18 protein-coding genes and 1 other RNA gene are annotated in these 22,372 nt (G+C 72.9%); 3 read left to right on the forward strand and 16 right to left on the reverse strand.

From position 1 onward, the window contains the following. Nucleotides 1–72 precede the first annotated feature (72 nt). From AB0300_RS01650 to ffs, 10 genes are all read right to left on the reverse strand, one after another. The gene (locus tag AB0300_RS01650; protein WP_126894482.1) at nt 73–987 is read right to left on the reverse strand and encodes a DMT family transporter; all 915 of its coding nucleotides are present in this window, start codon (nt 985–987) and stop codon (nt 73–75) included. Continuing rightward, complete coding sequence (gene recR / locus AB0300_RS01655) at nt 984–1,577, reverse strand: recombination mediator RecR (RefSeq protein WP_025104255.1); 594 nt, start codon at nt 1,575–1,577, stop codon at nt 984–986. The genes AB0300_RS01650 and recR overlap by 4 nt, the downstream gene beginning before the upstream one ends. Next, a complete protein-coding gene (locus AB0300_RS01660; protein ID WP_366215350.1) occupies nt 1,577–3,829 on the reverse strand; it encodes a DNA polymerase III subunit gamma and tau in 2,253 nt (750 codons plus the stop codon). Before AB0300_RS01660 ends, recR begins: the two co-directional genes overlap by 1 nt. Before the next feature lie 126 nt (nt 3,830–3,955). Further along, the gene (locus AB0300_RS01665) at nt 3,956–6,463 is read right to left on the reverse strand and encodes a glycosyl hydrolase family 65 protein (protein ID WP_025104253.1); all 2,508 of its coding nucleotides are present in this window, start codon (nt 6,461–6,463) and stop codon (nt 3,956–3,958) included. Then, nucleotides 6,460–7,218 (reverse strand): beta-phosphoglucomutase family hydrolase, encoded by a 759-nt coding sequence (locus AB0300_RS01670; protein ID WP_126894640.1) that lies wholly within the window; start codon nt 7,216–7,218, stop codon nt 6,460–6,462. The genes AB0300_RS01665 and AB0300_RS01670 overlap by 4 nt, the downstream gene beginning before the upstream one ends. Nucleotides 7,219–7,317: 99 nt before the next feature. Then, the gene (locus AB0300_RS01675) at nt 7,318–8,538 is read right to left on the reverse strand and encodes an acetate kinase (RefSeq protein ID WP_249520888.1); all 1,221 of its coding nucleotides are present in this window, start codon (nt 8,536–8,538) and stop codon (nt 7,318–7,320) included. Beyond that, nucleotides 8,535–10,664 carry a phosphate acetyltransferase gene (gene pta, locus AB0300_RS01680; RefSeq protein WP_126894638.1) on the reverse strand — a complete coding sequence of 710 codons (2,130 nt, stop codon included), beginning with the start codon at nt 10,662–10,664 and terminating at the stop codon, nt 8,535–8,537. The genes AB0300_RS01675 and pta overlap by 4 nt, the downstream gene beginning before the upstream one ends. 62 nt (nt 10,665–10,726) lie before the next feature. Next, nucleotides 10,727–11,425, reverse strand: coding sequence for a hypothetical protein (locus AB0300_RS01685; RefSeq protein ID WP_253247423.1), 699 nt, complete (start codon nt 11,423–11,425; stop codon nt 10,727–10,729). Further along, nucleotides 11,422–12,030: a rhomboid family intramembrane serine protease gene (locus tag AB0300_RS01690; protein ID WP_366215351.1), complete on the reverse strand. Its 609-nt coding sequence runs from the start codon at nt 12,028–12,030 to the stop codon at nt 11,422–11,424. The genes AB0300_RS01685 and AB0300_RS01690 overlap by 4 nt, the downstream gene beginning before the upstream one ends. Before the next feature lie 48 nt (nt 12,031–12,078). Then, nucleotides 12,079–12,175, reverse strand: an RNA gene (gene ffs, locus AB0300_RS01695) — signal recognition particle sRNA small type. A gap of 116 nt (nt 12,176–12,291) precedes the next feature. On the opposite strand from ffs, the gene AB0300_RS01700 reads away from it, so the two are divergent. The 3 genes from AB0300_RS01700 to AB0300_RS01710 are packed head-to-tail and all read left to right on the forward strand — an operon-like array spanning nt 12,292 to nt 16,733. Continuing rightward, entirely contained in the window at nt 12,292–13,281 is a 990-nt protein-coding gene (locus tag AB0300_RS01700; RefSeq protein WP_085606278.1) for a MoxR family ATPase, read from the forward strand. A 10-nt stretch (nt 13,282–13,291) separates the two neighbouring features. Then, the gene (locus AB0300_RS01705) at nt 13,292–14,482 is read left to right on the forward strand and encodes a DUF58 domain-containing protein (RefSeq protein WP_366215352.1); all 1,191 of its coding nucleotides are present in this window, start codon (nt 13,292–13,294) and stop codon (nt 14,480–14,482) included. Continuing rightward, nucleotides 14,469–16,733 (forward strand): DUF3488 and transglutaminase-like domain-containing protein, encoded by a 2,265-nt coding sequence (locus AB0300_RS01710; protein WP_126893325.1) that lies wholly within the window; start codon nt 14,469–14,471, stop codon nt 16,731–16,733. The genes AB0300_RS01705 and AB0300_RS01710 overlap by 14 nt, the downstream gene beginning before the upstream one ends. A 19-nt stretch (nt 16,734–16,752) precedes the next feature. On the opposite strand, the gene AB0300_RS01715 is transcribed toward AB0300_RS01710, so the two are convergent. Genes AB0300_RS01715 through mpaM form a run of 6 tightly spaced genes read right to left on the reverse strand, consistent with a single transcriptional unit; the run spans nt 16,753 to nt 22,357 of the window. Next, complete coding sequence (locus AB0300_RS01715) at nt 16,753–17,661, reverse strand: rhodanese-related sulfurtransferase (protein WP_126893324.1); 909 nt, start codon at nt 17,659–17,661, stop codon at nt 16,753–16,755. Between the two features lie 29 nt (nt 17,662–17,690). After that, nucleotides 17,691–18,422, reverse strand: a complete 732-nt coding sequence (locus AB0300_RS01720) for a hypothetical protein (RefSeq protein ID WP_366215353.1) — start codon at nt 18,420–18,422, stop codon at nt 17,691–17,693. Next, nucleotides 18,419–19,147: an ABC transporter permease gene (locus tag AB0300_RS01725; RefSeq protein WP_126893322.1), complete on the reverse strand. Its 729-nt coding sequence runs from the start codon at nt 19,145–19,147 to the stop codon at nt 18,419–18,421. Before AB0300_RS01725 ends, AB0300_RS01720 begins: the two co-directional genes overlap by 4 nt. After that, entirely contained in the window at nt 19,144–19,866 is a 723-nt protein-coding gene (locus tag AB0300_RS01730) for an ATP-binding cassette domain-containing protein (protein WP_366215354.1), read from the reverse strand. Before AB0300_RS01730 ends, AB0300_RS01725 begins: the two co-directional genes overlap by 4 nt. Then, nucleotides 19,863–21,548, reverse strand: coding sequence for a daptide biosynthesis intramembrane metalloprotease (gene mpaP / locus AB0300_RS01735; protein WP_366215355.1), 1,686 nt, complete (start codon nt 21,546–21,548; stop codon nt 19,863–19,865). Before mpaP ends, AB0300_RS01730 begins: the two co-directional genes overlap by 4 nt. After that, on the reverse strand, nt 21,545–22,357 hold the full coding sequence (mpaM, locus tag AB0300_RS01740; RefSeq protein ID WP_366215356.1) for a daptide-type RiPP biosynthesis methyltransferase: 813 nt from the start codon (nt 22,355–22,357) through the stop codon (nt 21,545–21,547). The genes mpaP and mpaM overlap by 4 nt, the downstream gene beginning before the upstream one ends. Nucleotides 22,358–22,372: the final 15 nt, after the last annotated feature.

Below are 22,372 nucleotides of genomic sequence, written 5' to 3' on the forward strand. Positions count from 1 at the left end.
CTGGGATGTCGGGCGGATCCGCCCACGGTCATTCTACGATCGGCGCGCATGCCGCCCCGCGCATGTGACGGCTCAGGCGGGGGCGGGCGGGACGGGCGTCACCGGGCGCAGGCGCCCTCCGGTGGCGGCGAACCAGCACCCGACGATGATCAGCGGGAATCCGAGGAGGAGCCCCGGGGTGAGGGGCTCGGCGAGCACGATGGCGCCGAGCACGATCGCCACGACCGGGTTCACGTAGGTGAACAACGGCGCCCTGACCGGTCCGACCTCGCGGATCAGCGCGAAGAAGGCCAGGAACGCCAGCGCCGTGCAGATGACGGCGAGGGCGAGCAGCGCACCGATCGACGGGAGCGTGGGCACCTCGTGCTGCGTGAGCAGACCGATCGGGAGATAGAAGATGCCGACCATGAGCAGGGACAGCGTGATCGTGCCGAGCGAGGGCACGTCGTTCAACTTGCGCGCCACGATGAACGGTGCGATCGCGTACAGCACCGCGACGAGCAGCACCTCCCCGGCCGCGAGCAGGCTCACCTCTCCCCCGAAGAGCCCGGGCCCCGCCACGACGATGGCGACGCCGACGAAGCCGACGAGCAGGCCGAGGCCGCGGGCGGGACGCAGCACGCCACGGTCGCCGCCGCCCAGCGCGATGAGAGCGGCGAACAGCGGCACCGTGGCGACGAGGAGTCCGGTCATTCCGGAGGGCAGCGTCATCTCGGCATGCCCGAGAAGGAGGAACGGTCCGGCCATCTCCACCGCCCCGAAGGCCAGCACCCACGGCCAGTGCCGGAGCGCCGCGCGAAGGGCGCCGCTGCGCAGGGCGAACGGCAGCAGGAGGAGAGCCGCGATCAGCGTCCGTCCCGCCACGATCGCGGGCGGGGAGATCGAATCCACCGCCACGCTGATGAAGAGGTAGGGAACGCCCCAGAGCAGGGCCATGGCCCCGAAGAGCAGCCAGCCCCGGCGGGAGAAGCCGGACTGCGGGGTCACAGCACGCGCCGGCCCTCGAAGGCCCGGCCGAGCGTCACCTCGTCCGCGTACTCGAGGTCGCCGCCGACCGGGAGGCCCGAGGCGAGCCGCGAGACCGTGATCTGCATCGTCGTCAGGAGCCGGCTCAGGTAGCTCGCCGTCGCCTCCCCCTCCAGATTGGGGTTCGTGGCGATGATGACCTCCTGCACGGTGCCGTCGGCGAGCCTCGTCATGAGCTGGGCGATCCGGAGGTCGTCCGGCCCGATGCCCGCGATGGGGCTGATCGCGCCGCCGAGCACGTGGTACAGGCCGCGGAACTCCCGCGTGCGCTCGATCGCCGCGACGTCCTTCGCGTCCTCGACCACGCAGATCAGCGCCTGGTTGCGGCGAGGGTCGCGACAGATCGCGCAGCGTTCCTGCTCCGCGACGTTGCCGCAGATCTCGCAGAAGCGGACCCGGATGCGGATCTCGGTCAGCAGCTCGGCGAGACGGGCGACGTCGAACGTCGGCGTCTGCAGGATGTGGAACGCGATGCGCTGCGCCGACTTCGGGCCGATGCCGGGAAGGCGGCCGAACTCGTCGATCAGCTCTTGGACGATGCCGTCGTACATCAGGAGAACCTCGTGGGGGGCTCGTAGGGCTCTTCGCGAAGGAACGTCGCGCCGAGCACCTGGCGGATCACGGCCTCTCCGTAGCGCTGCACGCCGCCGGCGGCAGGGGTGCGCTCGACGACGACCGGTGGAGCGGCCGCGGGGGCCGCGCGGGCGGCCGCCTTCGGGGCCGCCGCCGGAGTCGCGCGTGGGGAGGGAGGGCGGTCGTACGGAGCCGGGGGCTCGTAGGCCGGATCGTACGGCGGCTCCTCGTCGAACGCGGGAGCGTCGTCGTCGCCGGGCAGCGGCGGCTCATCGCGATCGATCCTGCCGTCGGCCGGCGGGGTCGGGGCGGCGGGGGCGGCCTCGACATCCTCCGGCTCCTCGTCGACGGCGAGGGGCGCTGCGGGCGCGGCGGCCGCTGTCGTCGGGATGGGTGCGACCGCCCACTCCGTCACGGGGGCCGCGGCGGCGCGGGTCTGCGGGCGGGAGGGACGCGCTGACGCAGGCTCCGATGCGGGAGCGGTGTCGGCCGGGGCGGCGGATCCCGAGGAGGCGGGCTGCCGCGGCGCACCGCCGGGCGGCATCGGGGCCGGCAGGTACTTGACCCGCACCCCGACCTCCTGCTCGATGGCCGTGCGGAGGTGGTCGGACGGCCCGGAGCCGGGCGTGGTCCCCTTGAACTTCGCGACGTCGTGCTGACTCGTGAATCCGAGGGTCAGGACCTCGGAGTCGCCGTCGTAGGCCAGCGGCTGCACAGCGGTGGCGAGCAGCCAGGACGTGCGGCTGATGCCTTCGAGACGCTTCAGCACGGCCGGCCAGGCATCGCGGACGCGGTCGAACGTGACGGGGGCGGACGGCGCGGACGACGCCGGGGCCGGAGCCGGCGTGGGGTCGGGCTCCGCGGGACGGGCAGGTTCCGGCGCCGGCTCGGGCTCCGGGGAGCGCTCGGGTTCAGCGGCGGCCACCGGGGCGGAGACGGCCGGCGCGGAGGGAGCCGGTGCCGCGGGCGTCGAGGGCACTGCCGGCGCGGTCTCCGTGCCGGGCGCAGCCGTGGGAGACGGCGCCGCGGCCGCGGGCGGGATCACCGGCGGATGCGTGGTGGCCGGCGGCTGCAGCGCGCCCGACGCGGCCGCCCCGGACGAGGTCGACCCCCCGGATGCGGCGAGGACACGGGCCACCATGAGCTCGAGGTGGAGGCGGGGCGACGTGGCTCCGGACATGTCGTCGAGAGCCGCGCTGACCACGTCGGCCGTACGGGAGAGCCGCGCGGCGCCGAACGACTCTGCCTGGCGGCGCATACGGTCGAGCTCGTCTTCCGCGATCCCGCGGAGCACGGCGGAGGCACCGGAGCCCACGGCGGCGATCACGATGAGGTCGCGCAGGCGCTCCAGGAGGTCGTCGACGAAGCGACGCGGGTCTTGTCCGGTCTGCACGACGCGGTCGATGGCCGGGAAGGCGGTCGCGGCGTCGCCCGTCGCCAGCGCATCGACGATCTCGTCGAGGAGGGCCCCGTGGGTGTACCCGAGCAGCGCGACCGCGCGCGCGTAGCCGACGGTGACAGTCTCCGAGCCGGCAGGGGCGTCCGACCCCGCGATGAGCTGATCCAGCAGCGACAGGGTGTCGCGGGGCGAGCCACCCCCGGCGCGGACGACGAGCGGGAGGACGCCCTGCTCGACGATGACCCCCTCCTCCGCGCAGAGCTTCTCGACGTAGTCGAGCATCGCGGCGGGCGGGACCAGCCGGAACGGGTAGTGATGGGTGCGCGAGCGGATCGTGCCGAGCACCTTCTCGGGCTCCGTCGTCGCGAAGATGAACTTGACGTGCGGCGGGGGCTCCTCGACCAGCTTCAGCAGCGCGTTGAAGCCCTGCGGGGTGACCATGTGCGCCTCATCGAGGATGAAGATCTTGAAGCGGTCGCGGCTCGGGGCGAAGGTCGCCCGCTCGCGCAGGTCGCGCGCGTCGTCGACGCCGTTGTGACTCGCCGCGTCGATCTCGACGACGTCGAGCGATCCACCGCCCGCCCTGGACAGCTCGACACAGCTCGGGCAGGTCCCGCAGGGGGTGTCGGTCGGTCCCTCCGCGCAGTTCAGGCACCGGGCGAGGATGCGCGCCGAGGTGGTCTTGCCGCAGCCGCGCGGGCCGGAGAACAGGTAGGCGTGGCCGACGCGGTCGCCACGCAGCGCGGTCATGAGCGGATCGGTCACCTGCGACTGCCCGATCATCTCGCCGAACGTCTCGGGTCGGTAGCGGCGGTAGAGGGCTGTGGTCACCCCTCCAGCCTACGGCGTGCCACCGACGTTGCTCCCCTCCCGGTCGACCCGGCCCCTTTCACGCGAGCCACCCCTCTGCGTGCGTCCGCAACGGGGGGGGACGCACGCAGAGGGGTGGGTCAGCGGTCAGTCGAGGTTCTCGATGACGGGGATCGCGCTCGTGATCACGGGGACCGAGGCCGAAAGACGCGTGCCGTCGTCGCGGCGGGCGTCGGCGAACTCCTGCAGGGTCGGGCGTCCGGGGATCACGGGTCCCTGGTTCGCGAGCGGGACGATGACCTCGTCCTCCAGCGTCGCGATGTACGCGTTGTCCCGCACGCTGAACGGCACCGGAGGTCCGCTGCGCACCTCGACGCGCAGCTCGTGCCGCGTGACGGTCACCTGCATCGCCGTCCCCTGCCACTGCAGCGGGAACGACAACGACGGCCAGGACTCGGGGAGCCGCGGGTCGAAGCTGAGGTCGCCGCCGTAGTCGCGCATGCCGCCGAAGCCGCAGACGAGGGCCGTCCACACGCCACCGGCCGAGGCCACGTGCACGCCGTCCGCCGCGTTGTGGTGCAGGTCGTGCAGATCGACGAACAGCGACTGCTCGAAGTACTTCTGCGCGAGGTCCTGATAGCCCACCTCGGCCGCGAGGATCGACTGCACGACCGCCGAGAGGGTCGAGTCGCCCGTCGTCAGCGGGTCGTAGTAGTCGAAGTCGGCCTTCTTCTCCTCGGGCGAGAAGTGGTTGCCCTGGAGGAACAGCGCCAGCACGACGTCGGCCTGCTTGAGCACCTGGAAGCGGTAGATCACGAGCGGGTGGAAGTGCAGCAGCAGCGGGCGCTGGTCGGCCGGGGTGTTCGCGAGGTCCCAGACCTCCCGCTCCAGGAACAGCGAATCCTGCGGGTGGATGCCGAGGCTCTCGCTGTACGGGATGTACATCGCCTCGGCGGCCCGCTCCCAGGACTCCGCCTCACCGGAGCCGAGGCCCGTGCGCTCGACGAGGGCCGCGTAGTCCTCGGGGTAGCTGTCGCGGATCTCCCGCACGACCTTGGCCGCGTACCGGAGGTTGTACCGCGCCATGACGTTCGTGTACAGGTTGTCGTTCACGACGGTCGTGTACTCGTCCGGGCCGGTGACGCCGTGGATGTGGAACGTCTGGAGGCCGTCGCCGGCGCCGGACTGCTCCACGAGCCGCGATCCCCGCCAGAAGCCGAGGGTGGCCCAGAGCCGCGCGGTCTCGATCGCGACGTCGGCGCCCTCGCGCCGCAGGAAGGCCTCGTCCCCGGTCGCCCGCACGTACTTGCCGAGCGCGAAGCTGATGTCGGCGTTGATGTGGTACTGCGCGGTGCCGGCGGCGTAGTACGCCGAGGCCTCCTCGCCGTTGATCGTGCGCCACGGGAAGAGCGCGCCGGCCTCGTTGAGCTGAGCGGCCCGGCGGCGCGCCGCGGGGAGCATCTTCACCCGGGCCCGGAGAGCGTTGTACGCCCAGCGCGGCGTCGTGTAGGTGAGGAACGGGAGCACGTAGATCTCGGTGTCCCAGAAGTAGTGGCCGCTGTAGCCGGAGCCGGTGAGTCCCTTCGCGGGGACGCCGGCGCCGTCCGCCCTGGCCGAGGCCTGAGCGAGCTGGAACAGGCACCACCGGGTGGCCTGCTGCAGGTCGTCGCGCCCGCCGATCTGCACGTCGCTGCGCTCCCAGAACGCGTCGAGCCACTCGCGCTGACGACGGAACACCGTCTCCACGCCCTCGTCCGCTGCCCGGTCGAGAGAGCGACGGCAGCGGTCGACGAGCTCCCGCGGGGGCACGCCGCGGGACGAGTGGTAGCTGACGAGCTTGGTGATCGTGATGGGGACGCCGGCCTTCGCCTGGACGCGGAAGACGTTCTTGGCGATGTCCGGCTCGATGAGCGTCCGGACGTTGTAGTCGTTCTCCGTCTCGATGATGTGATCGGCGACGACGGCGACGGTCATCCCGGACGCGGCGACCCGGTACGACAGCGCGGAGCGCAGCCCGTCCTGCCAGTGCTCCGCCGGCTCCAGCACGCGGTCCGCGATGCGCTCGGCCTTGCGCGGGTCGAAGGCGGCGCCCTTGGTCGTCATCGGGGAGCCGGCGTAGACGCCCGCCCCGTCCTGACGGTTGAGCAGCTGGCAGCTGATCGTGACCGGGGCGTTGGCGTTCTCGACCACGACCTCGAGCCGCAGCACGGCGAGGTGGCGCTCCTCGAAGCTCACGAGACGCTGATCCCGCATGCGTACCCGCTTGCCTGACGGGGTCTCCCAGACGACGCGCCGTTCCAGCACACCCGTGCGCATGTCGAGCGTGCGGGCGTACTCGCGCACGTCCGCGTCGTCGAGGGAGATCGGCTCGTCGTCGACGTAGAGCCGCATCACCTTGGCGTCGGGGGCGTTGACGATCGTCTGGCCGACCTCGGCGAAGCCGTAGGCCTGCTCGGCGTGCCGGATCGGCCATGTCTCGTGCAGGCCGTTGATGAAGGTGCCGTGCTCCTGCGCGCCGCGCCCCTCGATGTGGTTGCCCCGGAGCCCGAGGTAGCCGTTGCCGACCGAGAACAGCGTCTCGCCGACGCCCTCCTCCGAGTAGCGCGTCTCGATGAGACGCCACGGGTCGACGGGGAAGCGGTCGCGGTCGATCATGCGGTCTCCGGGGTGTCGGTGCGGGCGGCGGGAAGCAGGACGCCGAGGTCGTCGACGACGTGGGTCGCGCCGGCGGCGCGGAGTGCGTCGGCGCCGGCGCCGCGGTCGACGCCGATGACGACGGCGTATCCGGCGGCGGCGGCCGAAGCGGCGCCGGAGGTGGCGTCCTCGACGGCGATGCTGCGGGCCGGGGCGACGCCGAGGGCCGTGGCGCCGGCGGCGAACATGTCGGCCGCGGGCTTGGAGGCGAGGTGCTCACGCTCGGCGACGACGCCGTCGATCACGACGCGGAAGAAGGACCGGATGCCGGCGGCCGCCAGCACCTCCTCGGCGTTCTTGGAGCTGGAGACGACACCGAGCGGGATCCCCGCGGCGTGCAGCGCCTCGACCACGGCGAGGGAGCCGGGGAACGGAGCGATGCCCTGGCTGCGGAGCGACGCCGCGAACGCGGCGTTCTTGCGGTTGCCGATCCCGCAGATGGTCTCGGCGGACGGGTCGTCGTCCACCGAGCCCCAGGGCACCTCGACGTTGCGGCTGCGCAGCAGGCTCGCGACGCCGTCGTAGCGCTTCTTGCCGTCGACGTAGGCGAAGTAGTCCTCGTCGGTGTACGGCGGCGTGATGTCCCAGCGGGCGAAGACGTCATCGAAGACCGCCTTCCAGGCGCGCATATGCACCTCGGCGGTCGGCGTGAGGACGCCGTCGAGGTCGAACAGCACACCGTCGGCGTGGAACAGGTCGGGCAGCGCGTCTGGCACAGAGCCTCCAGGAGAAGGACGAGGGTCGGGTCGGCACCTCTCCGTGCCACTGTGCAAGCGTAATGGCGGTGGCGCGCGCGGGGTAACCCCGGACCGCGATCAGAGCAGTTCGGCGGTCTGCCTGGCGATCTGGAGCTCCTCGTCGGTGGGGACGACGAGGACCATCACGGCCGAGGCGTCCGTCGAGATGACGCGGACGCCGCGCTCCTTCGCCTCGTTGCGGGCCGGGTCGATCTCGATCCCCGCGAAGCCGAGCGTCGCCATCGCCGCCGCCCGCACGGGCGCCGCATTCTCCCCGACGCCCGCGGTGAAGGACACGACGTCGACCCCGCCGAGCTGCGCGATGTACGCGCCGGCGTAGGCCCTCAGACGGTGGACGTACACGTCGAAGGCCAGCGTCGCGGCCGCCTCCCCCGCGGCGACGCCCGCGAGGATGTCGCGCATGTCGCTGCGTCCGGCGAGTCCCGCCAGTCCGCTGCGGGTGTTCAGCAGCGCATCGAGGTCGTCGATGGTGTAGCCGGCGCGGCGGGACAGGTGCACGAGAGCGGCCGGGTCGATGTCGCCCGACCGCGTGCCCATGACGAGGCCCTCGAGCGGCGTGAGGCCCATCGAGGTCTCGACCGAGCGACCCCCGTCGATCGCGGTGACCGACGCGCCGTTGCCGAGGTGGAACACGAGCTGCCGGAGGGTCCCGAGGTCGCGCCCGAGGAAACGCGCGGCGGTCTCGCTGACGTACTGGTGGCTCGTGCCGTGGAATCCGTACCGACGGACCCGGTGCTCGGCGGCGAGCGCCGCATCGATCGCGTAGGTGTAGGCCGCCGGCGGCAGCGTCTGGTGGAACGCGGTGTCGAACACCGCCACGTGCGGGACGCTGTCGAACACGGCGCGAGCCGCCCGGATGCCGGCGAGGTTCGCCGGATTGTGCAGCGGCGCGAGCACGGCGAGCTCGTCGATCTGCCGCTCGACGTCGGCGTCGATCAGGGTCGGCGCGTAGAAGCGCGCACCACCGTGCACGACCCGATGCCCGACCGCGACCGGGGGATGCGCCTCGAGGGAGGGGCCATGCGCGGCGAACTGCGCGCGCATGACCTCGAAGGCGGCGGCGTGGTCGGGGATGGACTGTTCGTCGCGGTAGGTGGCGTCGAGCATCGTCGCCGACGGTCCGTCACCCGGCTCCGGGCGCACGGTGTGGGCGACGGGGCTGGAGTCCTGCCCGATGCGCTCGATGAGCCCGCTGGCGAGCTCGTCCTCGTGCGCCGTGTCGATGAGGCTGTACTTCAACGAGGACGACCCGCTGTTGATGACGAGGATCGCGCTCATGCCTCCTCCCCCGCTCGCTCGTCGCCCTGGGCCTGGATCGCCGTGATGGCCACCGTGTTCACGATGTCGTCGACGAGCGCGCCGCGGGACAGGTCGTTGATCGGTTTGTTGAGCCCCTGCAGCACCGGACCGATGGCCACGGCGCCGGCGGAGCGCTGCACCGCCTTGTAGGTGTTGTTGCCGGTGTTGAGGTCGGGGAAGACGAACACCGTCGCCCGCCCCGCCACGGCCGAGTCCGGCAGCTTCGCCTTGGCGACCGCCGCATCGGCGGCGGCGTCGTACTGGATGGGACCCTCCACGAGGAGTTCGGGAGCGCGCTCACGCACGAGCGCCGTCGCCGCCCTGACCTTGTCGACGTCGGCCCCCGACCCGGACTCGCCGGTGGAGTACGACAGCATCGCCACGCGGGGGTCGATGCCGAACTGCCGGGCGGTGGTGGCGGACGAGATCGCGATGTCGGCGAGCTGCTCGGCCGTGGGATCGGGGATGACCGCGCAGTCGCCGTACACGAGCACACGATCGGCGAGGGCCATGAGGAACACGCTGGAGACGACGTTCACCCCCGGCTTCGTCTTGATGATCTCGAAGGAGGGACGGATCGTGTGCGCCGTGGTGTGCGCGGCGCCGGAGACCATGCCGTCGGCGAGCCCGAGGTGCACCATCATCGTCCCGAAGTAGGAGACGTCGGTGACGGTGTCCGCGGCCTGCGCGAGCGTGATCCCCTTGTGAGCGCGCAGCCGGGCGTACTCGGCGGCGAAGCGCTCCACGAGCTCTGGGTCGGTGGGGCTCACCACGTGCGCGCCGGCGATGTCGAGGCCGAGTTCCGCCGCCCGCGCGCGGATCGCCCCGTCGTCGCCGAGGATCGTCAGCTCCGCCACCTCGCGGGACAGCAGCGCCGCCGCCGCCCGGAGGATGCGGTCGTCGTCGCCCTCGGGGAGGACGATGTGGCGGCGGTCGGACCGCGCGCGTTCCATCAGGCCGTACTGGAACATGAGCGGCGTGACGACGTGCGCCTCCGCGAGCCCGAGCTGCTCGGTGAGCTCGGCCACGTCGACGTGCGCCTGGAAGAGTCCGAGCGCCCGGTCGTAGCGACCACGCGAGTCGGCGGAGATGCGGCCGCGGGTGCCCATCACCCGCACCGCCGTGTCGTAGGTGCCGAGGTCGGTGGTGATGATCGGCACCGAGGAGGCGAAGCCGTCGAGCAGCTGGAGGATCGGGTCCGGCAGCGGGAACGGCCCGTTGAGGATGATCCCGGCGATCCGCGGGAACGTGCCGGAGGAGTCGGCGAGGAGGGCGGCGAGCAGCACCTCGGTGCGGTCTGCGGGGATCACGACCACGGCCTCGTCGGTGAGGCGCGGCAGGACGTTCACCATCGACATGCCGGCCACGACGATCGACAGCGCGACCGCGGTCAGACGATCCTCGTCGCCCTTGAGCAGCGTGCCGTCGACGGCCGACACGATGCCGCGGATGGACGGCGCGACGAGCGCTCGATCCTCGGGCAGCGCCCAGACCGGGGTGCCGGCGGGGACGACGGCCCGCACCGCGTCGACGATGGCGTCGAGCCCGTCGGGATCGGCCCTGTTCACGGCCACCGCGAACAGCTCCGCGCGCTCCTCGGCGAGTTCCGGCAGCGCCAGGGCGGCGATCTGGCCGACGGCGGCGGCCTCCCGCGCCGTGGTCGTGCCGAGCTGCTCGGCCTGCCGCTGCTGGTCGCGTCCGCTCAGCACGAGCAGGACGGGGGCTCCGAGGTTCGCCGCGATCCGGGCGTTGAAGCCGAGCTCGGCGGGGCTCGCGACGTCGGTGTAGTCGCTGCCGACGATGACGACGGCGTCGCACTGCGCCTCGACGGCCTTGAAGCGGGCGACGATGGTCGACAGCGCGCCCTCGGGGTCGGCGCGCACATCGTCGTAGGTGACGCCGATGCAGTCCTCGTAGTCGAGCTGGACGCCGTCGTGGGCGAGCAGCAGCTCGAGGATCTCGTCGCGCTCGGCGACCGCGCGGGCGATCGGGCGGAACACGCCCACGCGCGGCGACACGCGCATCAGCGCATCGAGCACCCCGAGGGCGATCGTCGACTTCCCGGTGTGGCCTTCGGCCGAGGTGATGTAGATGCTCCGCGACACGGCTCCAGCTTAGGCGGGCACCCCGACACCGCACCCCGCCGCTGCCGTGACAAACGCGCGCGTCACTCGCACGGGCCGGACAGCACGTCGACGACGGCCGTGGCATCCTCCTGGTACCGCGTGTAGTAGTCCCGGTCCGTGTTCACCTGCACCCGGTGGATGGCGTGCGAGGGCGCCATCGACCGCCAGTCGGGGACCCGCGCCAGGCGCTCGAAGAACAGGCGGGCCGCGGTGGCGGGATCCATCCGCTGCTCCGCGCTCCCCCACCACTCCTGCTGCTGGAAGAGACCGATGCTCGTCGTGCGCGATCCATCCGGATTGGTCCAGCCGCGCGTCTCCCAGTCCCCGTAGTCGATGTTGCGCAGGCTGCTCTCGCCCATCGCGGTCATGACGCCGAGGATCTGACCGTCCCGCGCGAACCCGAGCTCGTCGGCGGTGCGGATGATGGTCGCGGCGTTCTCGAGCTGTTCGCCGCTCCATCCGGCGACGCCCGCCTGGGGGAAGGTCGACGGACGGTCGAGGCAGACCGGCGCCGGATCCCTCGCCAGCCCCAGCGGGATGAGCACGAGCAGCACCGCCCCCGCGGCCACCACGGCGGCGGACACGGCGACGCGCCGCAGGATCCGTTTCCGCTGTGCGCGCCGGGCGGCTCGACGGCGGGCCTCCCGGCGTCGGCGGTTGGCGGCCTCGCGCGACGCGGCGGGCCGCCGGGTCGACGTGGTCCGCGTCGCCGTCGTCCTCCTCGTGCGCGGAGCCGTCATCGTCCGACGGCGCGGCGCTGGTCGGGACGCCGTCCGGCGAGCGCGGCCGCACCGCCCCCGATGGCGCCGAACAGATGGCCCTGCCAGGACACGCCGTCCGCGACGCCGAACACCCCGGCCAGCATGGTGCCGCCGTACAGCCCGATCACGACGACGGCGATCACCGCGTAGAGGATGCGGTGCGACACGCGGCCGGGAGCGAACACCCGCATCACCACGTAGCCGAAGTACCCGAAGACGAGCCCGGAGGCACCCACGGTCAGCGTGCCGGGGGCGTTCACGAGCCAGGTCCCGAGCCCGCCGACGACCGCGACGATCACGGTGACGGCCCAGAACCGGCGCGTGCCCTCGACCGCGACCAGGCAGCCGAGCACGAGGAACGGCACGGAGTTCGCGATCAGATGCGCCCAGCTCGCGTGCAGCAGTGGGGCGAAGACGATCCCCAGGAGTCCCGCAGGGTCCCACGAGCGGATGCCGAGGCCGCTGAAGGAGCCCGGCAGCACGGCGTCCGCGAACTGCACTGCCCACATCGCCGCGAGCAGCAGCACGGGCGACGCGAATCGCCGCAGCGGATGCTCGGGTCTGGCCGGCGGAGGAACGGTCACCGTTCGATTCTCGCAGGAGCACCCTGCGGCCGGCTGGACGCGGGCAAAAGAAAAGACCCTCCGCGCACCCAGCAGAGCCCGGTTACCCTTGCTGCGTTTCCGCCCTGGGGGAATTGGCCTGGATGCCGCCACGCGGAGAGCCGTCGTCCACTCTACCCGACGCCGACGGGACCCGACGACCGCAGCCCGGCATGGTCCCGCGGGCCGTGCGGAGCGTACGATCGATGCACGCGCATCGTTGCGCCGGACGAGAGGGAACGCATGCCAGAGAACGCCCCCCTGAGCCCGGTCGCGATCGACGCCGACGGATTCGCCGCCCAGACCGCGGCCATCCTCGGCTCGATCAGCCAGGTGATCGACGGGAAGCCCGAGGCCGTGCGCAGCGCCCTCGTCTGCCTGCTCGCCGAAGGCCATCTGCTCATCGAGGACGTGCCCGGCGTCGGGAAGACGATGCTGGCCCGCGCCCTCGCCGCGACCGTCGACGCCACCGTCCGGCGCATCCAGTTCACCCCTGACCTCCTGCCCGGCGACGTCACGGGGGTCTCGGTCTACAACCCCGTCGATCGCGAGTTCGAGTTCAAGCGCGGCGCCGTCTTCGCCCACATCGTCATCGCCGACGAGATCAACCGTTCCTCCCCCAAGACCCAGTCCGCACTCCTGGAGGCCATGGAGGAGGGGCAGGTCACGGTCGACGGCTCCACGCATCGGCTGCCCGACCCGTTCCTCGTCGTCGCCACGCAGAACCCGCTGGAGATGGAGGGCACCTACGCGCTCCCCGAGGCGCAGCGCGACCGGTTCATGATGCGCATCTCGATGGGCTACCCCGACCCCGCGGCCGAGGCCCTCATGCTGCGGCAGCGTGACGTCGTGAACCCGCTGGCGACCGTGACCCCGGTCGCGGACGCCACCGCGATCTCGCAGCTCATCGCCTGGGCCCGGGCCGTGCACGTGGCGCCCGCACTCGAGGAGTACGCGGTCGCCCTCGCCCAGGCCACCCGCACCGACCCGAGCCTGCACCTCGGCGCCAGCCCGCGGGCCACGCTGCAGCTCGTCCGCGCGGCGAAGGTCTGGGCCGCGCTGGACGGCCGCGACTACGTCATCCCGGATGACATCACGGACCTGCTGATCCCCGTGTTCGCCCATCGGCTGCTCCCCGCCCGCGGCGCGCATCGGGCGGGTGCCCAGCCGGTCGAGGCGGCGCTCACCCAGATCGCGGAGCGCGTGCGCGTGCCCGTCGCGACCCGCTCCTGAGGACACCGCCATGCGCCGACGTCGACTGCTCACGCCGCGCGGCACCGGTGCGCTCATCGCCGCGCTCGGATGCGTGATCGCGGCCAACATCCTCGGTGCGCGGATCCTGCTGTACCTCGGGGTCCTGCTGGCCGCGCTCACGCTGTTCGCGGCTCTCGCCGTCCGCCTCCCCCGCCGCTCCGGAACGGTCACCCGGCAGATCTCGACCGACCTCCTCACGGTCTCGGAGACCTCGCGCGTGACGGTCCGCTTCACGCTCCGGGCCCTCCGGGTGCCGCACGGGCTGTGGCACGATGTCCTCCCCTCCGCCGTCACCGGCGACTCGGGAGGCGAATACCCCGCCGACACCCCGCAGCTCAGCTACCTCGTCACCGGCGTCCGTCGCGGCGTCTGGCCCCTGGGGCCGCTCCTGCTGCGCACCGTCGATCCGTTCGGTCTGGCGCAGCGGGAGCAGGCGTTCGGCGACACGCGGACGATCACGGTGGTCCCGGAGGTCTTCGCGCTGACCCCGCTCGCCGTCCGCATCGGCGCGGCAGGCGGCACGGCGCACACCTCCTCCACCCGGCTCGGCCAGGGCAGCGACAACCTCTCGCCCCGCGGCTACGCGCCCGGCGACTCGATGCGCCGCATCCACTGGAGGGCGACGGCGCACCGCGGAGAGCTCATGGTCCGGCAGGAGGAGGAGGAGTCGAGCCCGGACGCCGTCGTCGTGCTCGACCGCTCGGGCAGCGGGTGGACCGCGAATGCCGAGGAGATCGATCCGACGTTCGAGGCCGCGGTCTCGCTGTGTGCATCCGCCGCCCTCCATCTCGCCGCCGAGGGATACAGCGTCGACGTCCTGGACAGCGCGGGCACGCTCCTCGGTGCCCTCCGCGGACACGAGGACGACCGGGACGGCCTGCTGGTCGCGCTGGCGATGGTCACACCGCGCGGCGAGCGCCGCGACCTCGTCGCCCTGCTCGCCGGGACACCGCCCGGACCGCTCGTCTACGTGACCGGCCGACTGGATGAGGAGGACGCCGCGCTGCTCCGCCCCGCCGGCGCCGCCGCACCGCTCCTCTTCAGCACCGACCCGCTGCCGGGCGCCGAGGAGGCCGCCCGACAGCACGGCTGGACCGTGGCGCGACTGGGCACCGACGTCGCCGAGGCCTGGGACGACGCGCTCTCGGCACGGACGGGAGCCGTCGATGTTCCGGGATGAGCGGCCGCGGCCCGCCGCCGTGCCCACCGGCACCCGCCCGCGCTGGCACCGCGATCGGGAGGAGCCGGCCGGGATCCTCGCCCTCGGTGGCCTCGCCGCCCTCGCCGCGCTCACCGCGCTCTGGCCCTTCACCTCGGTCATCGCCCCCGGGGTCTGGTCGTTCGTCGTGGCCCTCGTCGTCGTCGCGGTGATCGGCGCCGGCATGCTCGTACGGCATCTGCTGCGCGACCGTCCTGCGACCGTCGTCGGCCTGGTCGCCGTTCTCGCGCAGCTCCTCGTGGCCGTCGGTCTCCTCACCCTGCTCCTCGCGGGAGACACCGCCATCGCGGGGGTGGTGCCGACGTCCGACACGCTCACGCTGTTCCAGGCCCTCGGCTCCGCAGCAGTCCAGGAGATCGTGTTCGGCTCGGCTCCGCTGGAGGCCTCCCCCGGGCTCGCGGCCGCCCTGGGCGCGGGCTTCGCCCTCGTCGCGATCCTGCTCGACCACCTCCTCGCCCACCGGGCCGCCGTCCTCGCCACCGTCCTGCTGGGTGCCGTCGGCGCGGTGCCCATGATCGTGACGCTGGGGCCGCCGAACGTGGCCTGGTTCGCCATCGCGGCGGTCGTGGCCCTCCTCCTGTTCCGGGTCACGGCGCGACGGCACCCCGAGTCCCCGCGCCGCGCCTCGGCGGGTGTCGCGGTCTCCGTCGGGGCGGCCGCCATCGCGACCACGCTCCTCGTGACCCCGCTGCTCCCGGTCGCGTCCAGCATCGCCGGGACCGGGGTCGGCGTCACGGTCGACGCCTCCCTGCGCCTGGGCGACGACCTCCGACAGCCGAGTCCGGTCGAGGTGCTGACGGTGGCCACCGAGGCGGATACCGCTCCCTACCTCCGCCTCACGACGCTCTCCCGGTTCGACGGCCGCGTCTGGCAGCCGGACCGCGGCGACCTCCAGTCCCAGGCGGACGGGTTCGGCGACGCGGAGTGGAGCGAGGACGTGACCGCCGCCGAGCAGACGACCTCGATCCGGGTGCTGCGGATGTCGAGCTCCTGGCTGCCCGTGCCGTATCCGGCCACGGACGTGCAGGGGCTCAGCGCGGCGTGGCGCGTCTCGCCCGACAACCGCACGTTGTTCTCCCGCCGCGCCGACGCGGTCGGCAACGACTACACCGTGACCTCCCTCCGCGTGACGCCGACGCTGGAGCAGATCCGTGCGACGGAAGCGGCCCCGCCCCGCGAGACCGACGAGGACGAGGAGGTGGAGCTCCCGGCCATCATCCCCGAGCTCGCGGCCGAGGTGACCGCGGACGAGGAGACCGACTACGACCGGCTCGTCGCGCTGCAGGACTGGTTCCGGTCGCAGTTCGAGTACTCGCTGGAGACGCCGGTCGACGAGGGCTTCGACGGCACCGGCGCCGACGCCGTGGCGCGATTCCTCGAGGAACGCTCCGGATACTGCGTGCACTTCGCCGGCTCCTTCGCGCTCATGGCCGAGAGCCTGGGCATGCAGGTGCGGATCGTGGTCGGATACCTCCCCGGTTCGCCCACCGACGAGAAGCGCGGTGACGAGTCGATCTTCTCGGTGTCGAGCGACCAGCTGCACTCCTGGCCCGAGGTGCTGTTCCCCGGCATCGGCTGGGTGCCTTTCGAGCCGACCGCCTCGCTCGGTGTCCCCACGGCCTTCCGTGCCGGCACCACCGGGGGCGGGAGCAGCAGCGGCCCGGCGACCCCCGCACCCACGACGGCTCCACAGACCGAGGAGACCTCCGGGCCGGAGGTCGACCGGAGGGATGCGGATGCCGGCTCGACGGACTCCGGGGAGCTGCGCCGGCTCGACCCGACACCGGTCCTCCTCACGACACTCGGCGTGGTGATCGTGCTCCTCCTCCCCGCCGTCGTCCGGCTCCTCGAGCGGCGCCTCCGGATGCGTCGTGCCGCCCACGGAGACGCCGCCGCGGCGTGGGCGGAGCTGCGCGACACCCTGATCGACCTCCGGATCCCCGTCTCGGACGCGGAGAGCCCGCGGATACGTGCCGCCGGGCTCGTCAGGGAGGCAGGTGCGGACGAGGCCGCGTTGGGCCGGTTGGTCACGGCGGTGGAGCGCGCGAACTATGCGCGCACGTCCGCCGCTGCCGACGACCTCGCCCTCCCCCTGCAGGCCGTGCTCGTCAGCCTCCGCGCGCACGTCGCCGGGGGGACTCGGGCCGAGGCGCTGCTGTTGCCGCGGTCGCTCTATGCGCCGCGGGGTTCCGACTCCCGACTCCTGGCCTGACGGTCGGCAGGCGCCGCGGTCAGAGGTGCGCCGCGGACGGCTCCGCGTGCGTCGGGCAGGCGACCGCGTCGCAGTCCGCACAGACGACGAACTGCGCCCGGCAGGAGGGGTCGGGGCAGTTCGCGGTGCGCTTCGTCGCCGCCCCGCATCCCGCGCAGACGCCGATCACCCGCGCGTGGTCCGAGAAGTCGACGGATCCGCGCCCGTCGAAGACGTAGAGCGATCCGTCCCAGAGGCCGTCGTCGCCATAGGTCTCGCCATAGCGGACGATCCCGCCCTCGAGCTGGTAGACCTCGCCGAAGCCGCGGGACACCATGAGGCTCGACAGCACCTCGCAGCGGATGCCCCCGGTGCAGTAGGTGACGACGGGCTTGCCCTTCAGGTCGTCGTACACGCCGGAGTCGAGCAGACGCACGAAGTCCCTGGTGGTCTCGGTGTCCGGCACGACGGCGCCGCGGAAGCGTCCGATCTCCGCCTCCAGCGCGTTCCGGCCGTCGAAGAACACGACCTCGTCCCCGCGTTCGGCGACCAGGGCGTGCAGCTCGTCGGGGGTGAGCCGCGCCCCTCCGCCGACGACGCCGTGCGCGTCGACCCGCAGCTCATCCGGGGCGCCGAACGACACGATCTCGTCGCGCACCTTCACGCTCAGCTTCGGGAAATCGAGGCTGCGGCCCGCCTCGTCCAGTCCGGTGCCCTCGCTCCATTTGATGTCGGTGTGCCGGAAAGGGGCGTAGGAGCGGAACGAACGCGCCCACTTCTTCAGAGCCGGGAGATCCCCGCCCAGAGTGCCGTTGACGCCGTGCGACGAGATCAGCAGCCGTCCGCGCAGCCCCAGCGCCTCGCCGAGGTCACGCTGCCAGACGCGGATGGCCTCCGGATCGGCGAGCGGGGTGAACGCGTAGAAGAGGACGATCTTGGGGGTGGCCACCCAGGAATCCTACGTCGCCTCCCGTCGAGCTAGCTCACGTCTCGCCGCAGGAACACCACCGCTCCCGCCCCGACCGCGAGCAGGATCCAGCCCGCCGCGATCGGCACCGCCGCCGGCCCGAGCCCCTCTCCCGCGGGGATGCCCAGGGCGGCCACGTCGAACCGGAAGGCGTCGAGCAGGGCGGGAAGCGGCAGGTAGACGGCGCCGGCGCTCCAGAACATCGCCGCGAGGAGGCCCACCCCCATCGAGAGGGCGGCGACGAAGAGCGCCGCGAGATGCGCCTGCACGACGATGCCGACCCCCAGACCCCACAGCGCCGCGGCCGCACCGAGGGCGACAGCCGACGCGACGGCCGACGCGTGCACGGGGACGCCGCCCAGGGTGACGAGAAGCGCCGTGTGCCCGCCGACCACCGCGGCGACCGCCACGACCGCGCCGCCCAGCGCCGCGGCGGGCACGCGGACGACGAGCATCGCCCACCGCGACTCCAGCATCAGCCGCTGCGCGACGACGCCGTCCCGCCGGTCGATCGTGTAGCGGAAGGAGCCGTAGACGGCCGCGAGGATGCCGGCGTAGGTCGCGAGCACGGCGTCGAAGGGGGCGACGAGCTCCTCCCTGGCCGCCGACGGGGCCTCGGCGAGCTCCGCCGGGATGCTCGTCGCCAGGGAGAGGGACAGCAGGAAGGCCGCCAGCGCGACCCCGAGGAGGACGACGTCCCCGGCCGCGCCCCGCGCCTGTGCCCGCAACGCTCGACCGATCACGCGACGCTCCGGCGTCCCCGGACGGCGGCGAGCGCGACGAGGCCGACCGCCCACGCCGTCCCGATGGCGAGGGCGGGCGCGAAGGCGAGCAGTCGGCCCTGGTACTCCGGCACGCTCAGCGCCGCGATGGCCATTCCCGGCGAGAACCGCGCGATCTCGGGTGCCGTCCGCAGCATCGCGAACTCCAGCGCCATCGGGAAGACGAGGACGATGATCGCCGTCGCGTAGTAGTTCCGGGTGATCCAGCCGATCGCTCCGCCGATGAGGGCGCCGAGGACCACGCCGCCCAGAGCCCCCGCGACGATGCGCCCCGCCTCCGCCGTGAACACGAGGCTGAGCCCGTGCCGGGCGAGGAAGACCGAGATGCCGAGCATCCACAGCAGGACGACCACCACGGCCAGCGCGAGGGCGATGACGACGCCGGCGACCAGCTTCCCCGGGAAGGCGCGGCGGAACCCGACCGCCGTGAGCGTCCGGTCCATGGAGCCGTAGTAGTACTCCCGCGTCACGGGGTACGCGCCGACGAACGCCGCCGAGATGACCGACCACGCGAGCGGCTCCAGCAGCCGGGCCGTCGCCGCGCCCGCGTCGAGGCCGTCCACCGCGAGACGGGAACCGTCGGAGAAGAGCACGAAGGCCGGCATGAGGACCGCGACGAGGTACACGGCCAGGATCGACAGCCCGCTCACCGCGCGCAGCAGTTCGCCCCGGATCACGCCGCTCATGCGGGGGCTCCTTCGACGAGATCGAAGTACCGGCTCTCGAGCGAGTCGGCCCCGCCCGTGACGAGGTCGTCCAGCCTCCCGGCGAAGAGCGCGCGTCGTTTGATGACGACCACCTCGTCCACGACCTGCTCGAGCTCGGAGAGCTGATGACTGGAGACGAGCACCGTGCCGCCGCGTTCGGCGAAGCCGCGGAGGAACCCGCGCAGCCAGCGGATGCCGTCGGGATCCAGACCGTTGGCCGGCTCGTCGAGGATGAGCGTCCGCGGCCCACCGATCAACGCCGCGGCCAGGCCTAGCCGCTGCGCCATACCCGTCGAGTAGGTCTTCACGCGGCGGCGCGCATCGGCGGCGAGGCCCACCTCGTCCAGCACCTCGTCGACGCGGCCGCGCGGCGCACCGGCTGCGAGTCGGCAGATCTCCAGGTGCCGTCGCCCGGAGATGCCGGGCTCGAAGCCGAACCCGTCCATGTGGACGCCGACGTGCGCGGCCGGGTTGTCCAGCGCCCCGAACGGCGCCCCGTCGATCACGGCCTCGCCGCTGGTCGGCCGCACGAGACCGACGATCGCCCGCAGCGTCGTCGACTTCCCCGCGCCGTTCGGGCCGAGAAGCCCGACGATCGCCCCGCGGGGCACCGCGAACGACAGATCCTCGACAGCGGTGCGGCGTCCGAACTTCTTCGTGAGGCCGCGTACCTCGATGGCGTGCTGATTCATGGTCATCCTCTCTCCTCCTCGCTCGTGAGAGCTGCCAGCGGCGACGCGACCGCCGCCCAGAGCGCCTGCCAGAGCGGCGCCGTGCCGAGCTGCACGCGCGCCTGTCCCGCTGCCGGGAGGGCGCTGCGCTCCCCCGACACCTCCACCTCCGCCACGGCCGTCGCCGGGACCGATGCCCCGGGCGTCCTGACCGGGAAGAGCGCCTCGACCGGCACCTCGGTCTCCGTCGCAGGTCGGGTCCTGATCGTCCCCTCGCCGCGGTACTCGCTGGCGAGGATGCCCCGCGTCGACAAGACCACCGGGGCGCCGTCCGGGATGCGGGTGCCGGGATCCCGTCCGCCCCGCACCAGGACCACCCGGTCGTCGTCCACGGAGAACCCCAGCACCGCGGCCGTCGGGACCGGGACGAGGATGCCGGCGGCCACGATTCCGGCCGCGAGCGCGGCGGTCACGCCGACGAGGCGGAACCGCGAGGCACCGGATCGCCACATCCGGACCAGAGCGCGCACCAGGAGGACGACGCCCGCCATGACCACGACGGCCTCCAGAGCGAGCACGAAGAGGCTCGCCGCCGGGCCGGCTCCGTCGAGCAGCTGCGCGGTCCGGACGACCGCGAACAGCACCATGATGACCGGAGCCGCCAGGCAGCAGAGACCGAACGGCACGCTCCACCACCGCTCCAGCGCCCGCGGCTGCCGCGGCGCCCCGAACACGAGGCGGGCGAGGAAGCCCGCGCCGTCGCGGATCGACCTCCTCCGGAGATTCGGCTCGTCCAGGGCGCTCATCAGGGCGAGGTACCCGTCGAAGCGCACGAAGGGGATCAGGTTCACGAGCACGACGACCGTGCAGGAGATCGCGACGAGCAGCAGTGTCTCGCGGGCCGCCGACGACGGCAGGGCGAGAGCGGCGAGCATCGCCACCGCCGCCACCGTGGCGTGGACGGCGGGGCCGGCCAGGGCGATCGCCACACGATGCCGGCGGTCGGGGAGCCGCCAGCCGTCCGTGACATCGACGAAGAAGGCGGGCGTGAGGTACAGGAGCATGAACCCCGCGCGCCGCGGCCGGCCTCCCAGCCGGGTGAGGGTGAGCCCGTGCGCGGTCTCGTGGACCAGGGTCGCGAGGCCGAGCGCCACGACGACGAGGGCGAAGCCGGCGAGCGGCACCGGACGAGCGAGCACGGCACCCAGCTCGCCGAGGTGCAGGGCCGCGCCGACGGTCCCGGCACCGACCACCGCGGCGACGACCGCGAGGACCGCACGATGCGGGACGGGCACGACCACACGGTCGAGACGCGCGAAGAGCGCGGACGCGCGGAGGGTCGCGAACTGCACGGTGAACGGCGGTCGATACGTGACACGACCGGGCAGCCGGGACGCACCCCCGTCCAGGAGCCCGGTGTCGCGGAAGCGCTCCATCAGTCGCAGCACGCTCTCATCGGTCTCCCCCGCCGCGAAACGGGCACGCAGCGCGGAGACCGCGGTGCGGCCGTCCATCGCCGTCAGCAGGTCGACGACCGGTCGGGACAGCCGCGCCGACGGCACGCCCTGGACAGTGACGAGCCACCCGGAACCCTCCGCCGTCGGCTCGAACGCGACGCCGGCGGCCAGGGTCGGACACGACTCGGCAGTGAGGGCGTCCCGTCCTCGTCCGCGACGTCGCCGCACGGCTCGTGGCCCTGCCGTCGTCATCGCCCGCCCCTTCCATCCTCGGCGCGGGTGGTGGTGAGGAGGAGGATCTCCACGCCGACGGGCGTCCGCACCGGGGACGTCTCGGGCACCGCGAAACCGGCCTCGACGAGTTCGTCGGCCAGGAGTCGGGGGTTCAGCACGTGCAGGCGACTCGTGAGGACCGGCACCTCCGCGCGCGGGGCGATGTCCGCGAGGCGGACCCAGTTGACCAGCCGCACGGCGCCGTCGTCCTCGATCTGCTGCGCGAAGAGGTAGGGCTCGTCTCCCGCGCTGCCGGGGACCGTGATCTCGCGGTCGGTCGGGAGGGCGAGAGTGTCCGCCGACGCCCCGTCCGCGATGGTGAGGGCGAAGACGCCGGCGGAGGCCAGATGACGTCGAACGCCCGCGTAGAGACGCGCCCGGTCTTCGCGATCGAGCAGCGTGATGGAGGTCGCCCCGAGGACGACGAGGCCGAAGTGCTCGCCGAGCGCGAGGTCGCGCATGTCCGCCACGACGCACTCGACGGTCGCCCCGTGCGGCACGGCGCCGCGGAGACGCGCGAGCATGTCCGCGGAGAGATCCACCGCCGTGACGCGATGCCCCGAGCGTGCGAGCGGGATCGTCAGCCGTCCGCTGCCCGCGGCGAGGTCCAGCACGGGTCCGGAGGCCGTGTGCGCGAGCCCCAGGACCTCGCGGATCTCCGCCCGGTCCGGGCCGACGAGCCGGTCGTAGAAGTCGGTGCCGGCTCCGGCGTACAGGTCTTGTGCCCTGGCGGTCGCGCCGACGAGGTCGAGCCGTGCCGCCACGGTCTCGGTGATCAGGGACGTCATCCGTGCATCGCCTCT

The organism is Microbacterium sp. NPDC078814 (assembly GCF_040702645.1).
Classification (GTDB): Bacteria; Actinomycetota; Actinomycetes; order Actinomycetales; family Microbacteriaceae; genus Microbacterium.

Excerpts from the sequence above, each read along its gene's own strand:
- AB0300_RS01705 (WP_366215352.1), top strand. The coding sequence starts at position 13,292 with ATGCGCCGACGTCGACTGCTCACGCCGCGCGGCACCGGTGCGCTCATC.
- AB0300_RS01665 (WP_025104253.1), bottom strand. The coding sequence starts at position 6,463 with ATGATCGACCGCGACCGCTTCCCCGTCGACCCGTGGCGTCTCATCGAG.
- AB0300_RS01725 (WP_126893322.1), bottom strand. The coding sequence starts at position 19,147 with ATGAGCGGCGTGATCCGGGGCGAACTGCTGCGCGCGGTGAGCGGGCTG.
- AB0300_RS01675 (WP_249520888.1), bottom strand. The coding sequence starts at position 8,538 with ATGAGCGCGATCCTCGTCATCAACAGCGGGTCGTCCTCGTTGAAGTAC.
- AB0300_RS01710 (WP_126893325.1), top strand. The coding sequence starts at position 14,469 with ATGTTCCGGGATGAGCGGCCGCGGCCCGCCGCCGTGCCCACCGGCACC.
- AB0300_RS01685 (WP_253247423.1), bottom strand. The coding sequence starts at position 11,425 with ATGACGGCTCCGCGCACGAGGAGGACGACGGCGACGCGGACCACGTCG.
- mpaP (WP_366215355.1), bottom strand. The coding sequence starts at position 21,548 with ATGACGACGGCAGGGCCACGAGCCGTGCGGCGACGTCGCGGACGAGGA.
- recR (WP_025104255.1), bottom strand. The coding sequence starts at position 1,577 with ATGTACGACGGCATCGTCCAAGAGCTGATCGACGAGTTCGGCCGCCTT.
- AB0300_RS01700 (WP_085606278.1), top strand. The coding sequence starts at position 12,292 with ATGCCAGAGAACGCCCCCCTGAGCCCGGTCGCGATCGACGCCGACGGA.
- AB0300_RS01730 (WP_366215354.1), bottom strand. The coding sequence starts at position 19,866 with ATGACCATGAATCAGCACGCCATCGAGGTACGCGGCCTCACGAAGAAG.
- mpaM (WP_366215356.1), bottom strand. The coding sequence starts at position 22,357 with ATGACGTCCCTGATCACCGAGACCGTGGCGGCACGGCTCGACCTCGTC.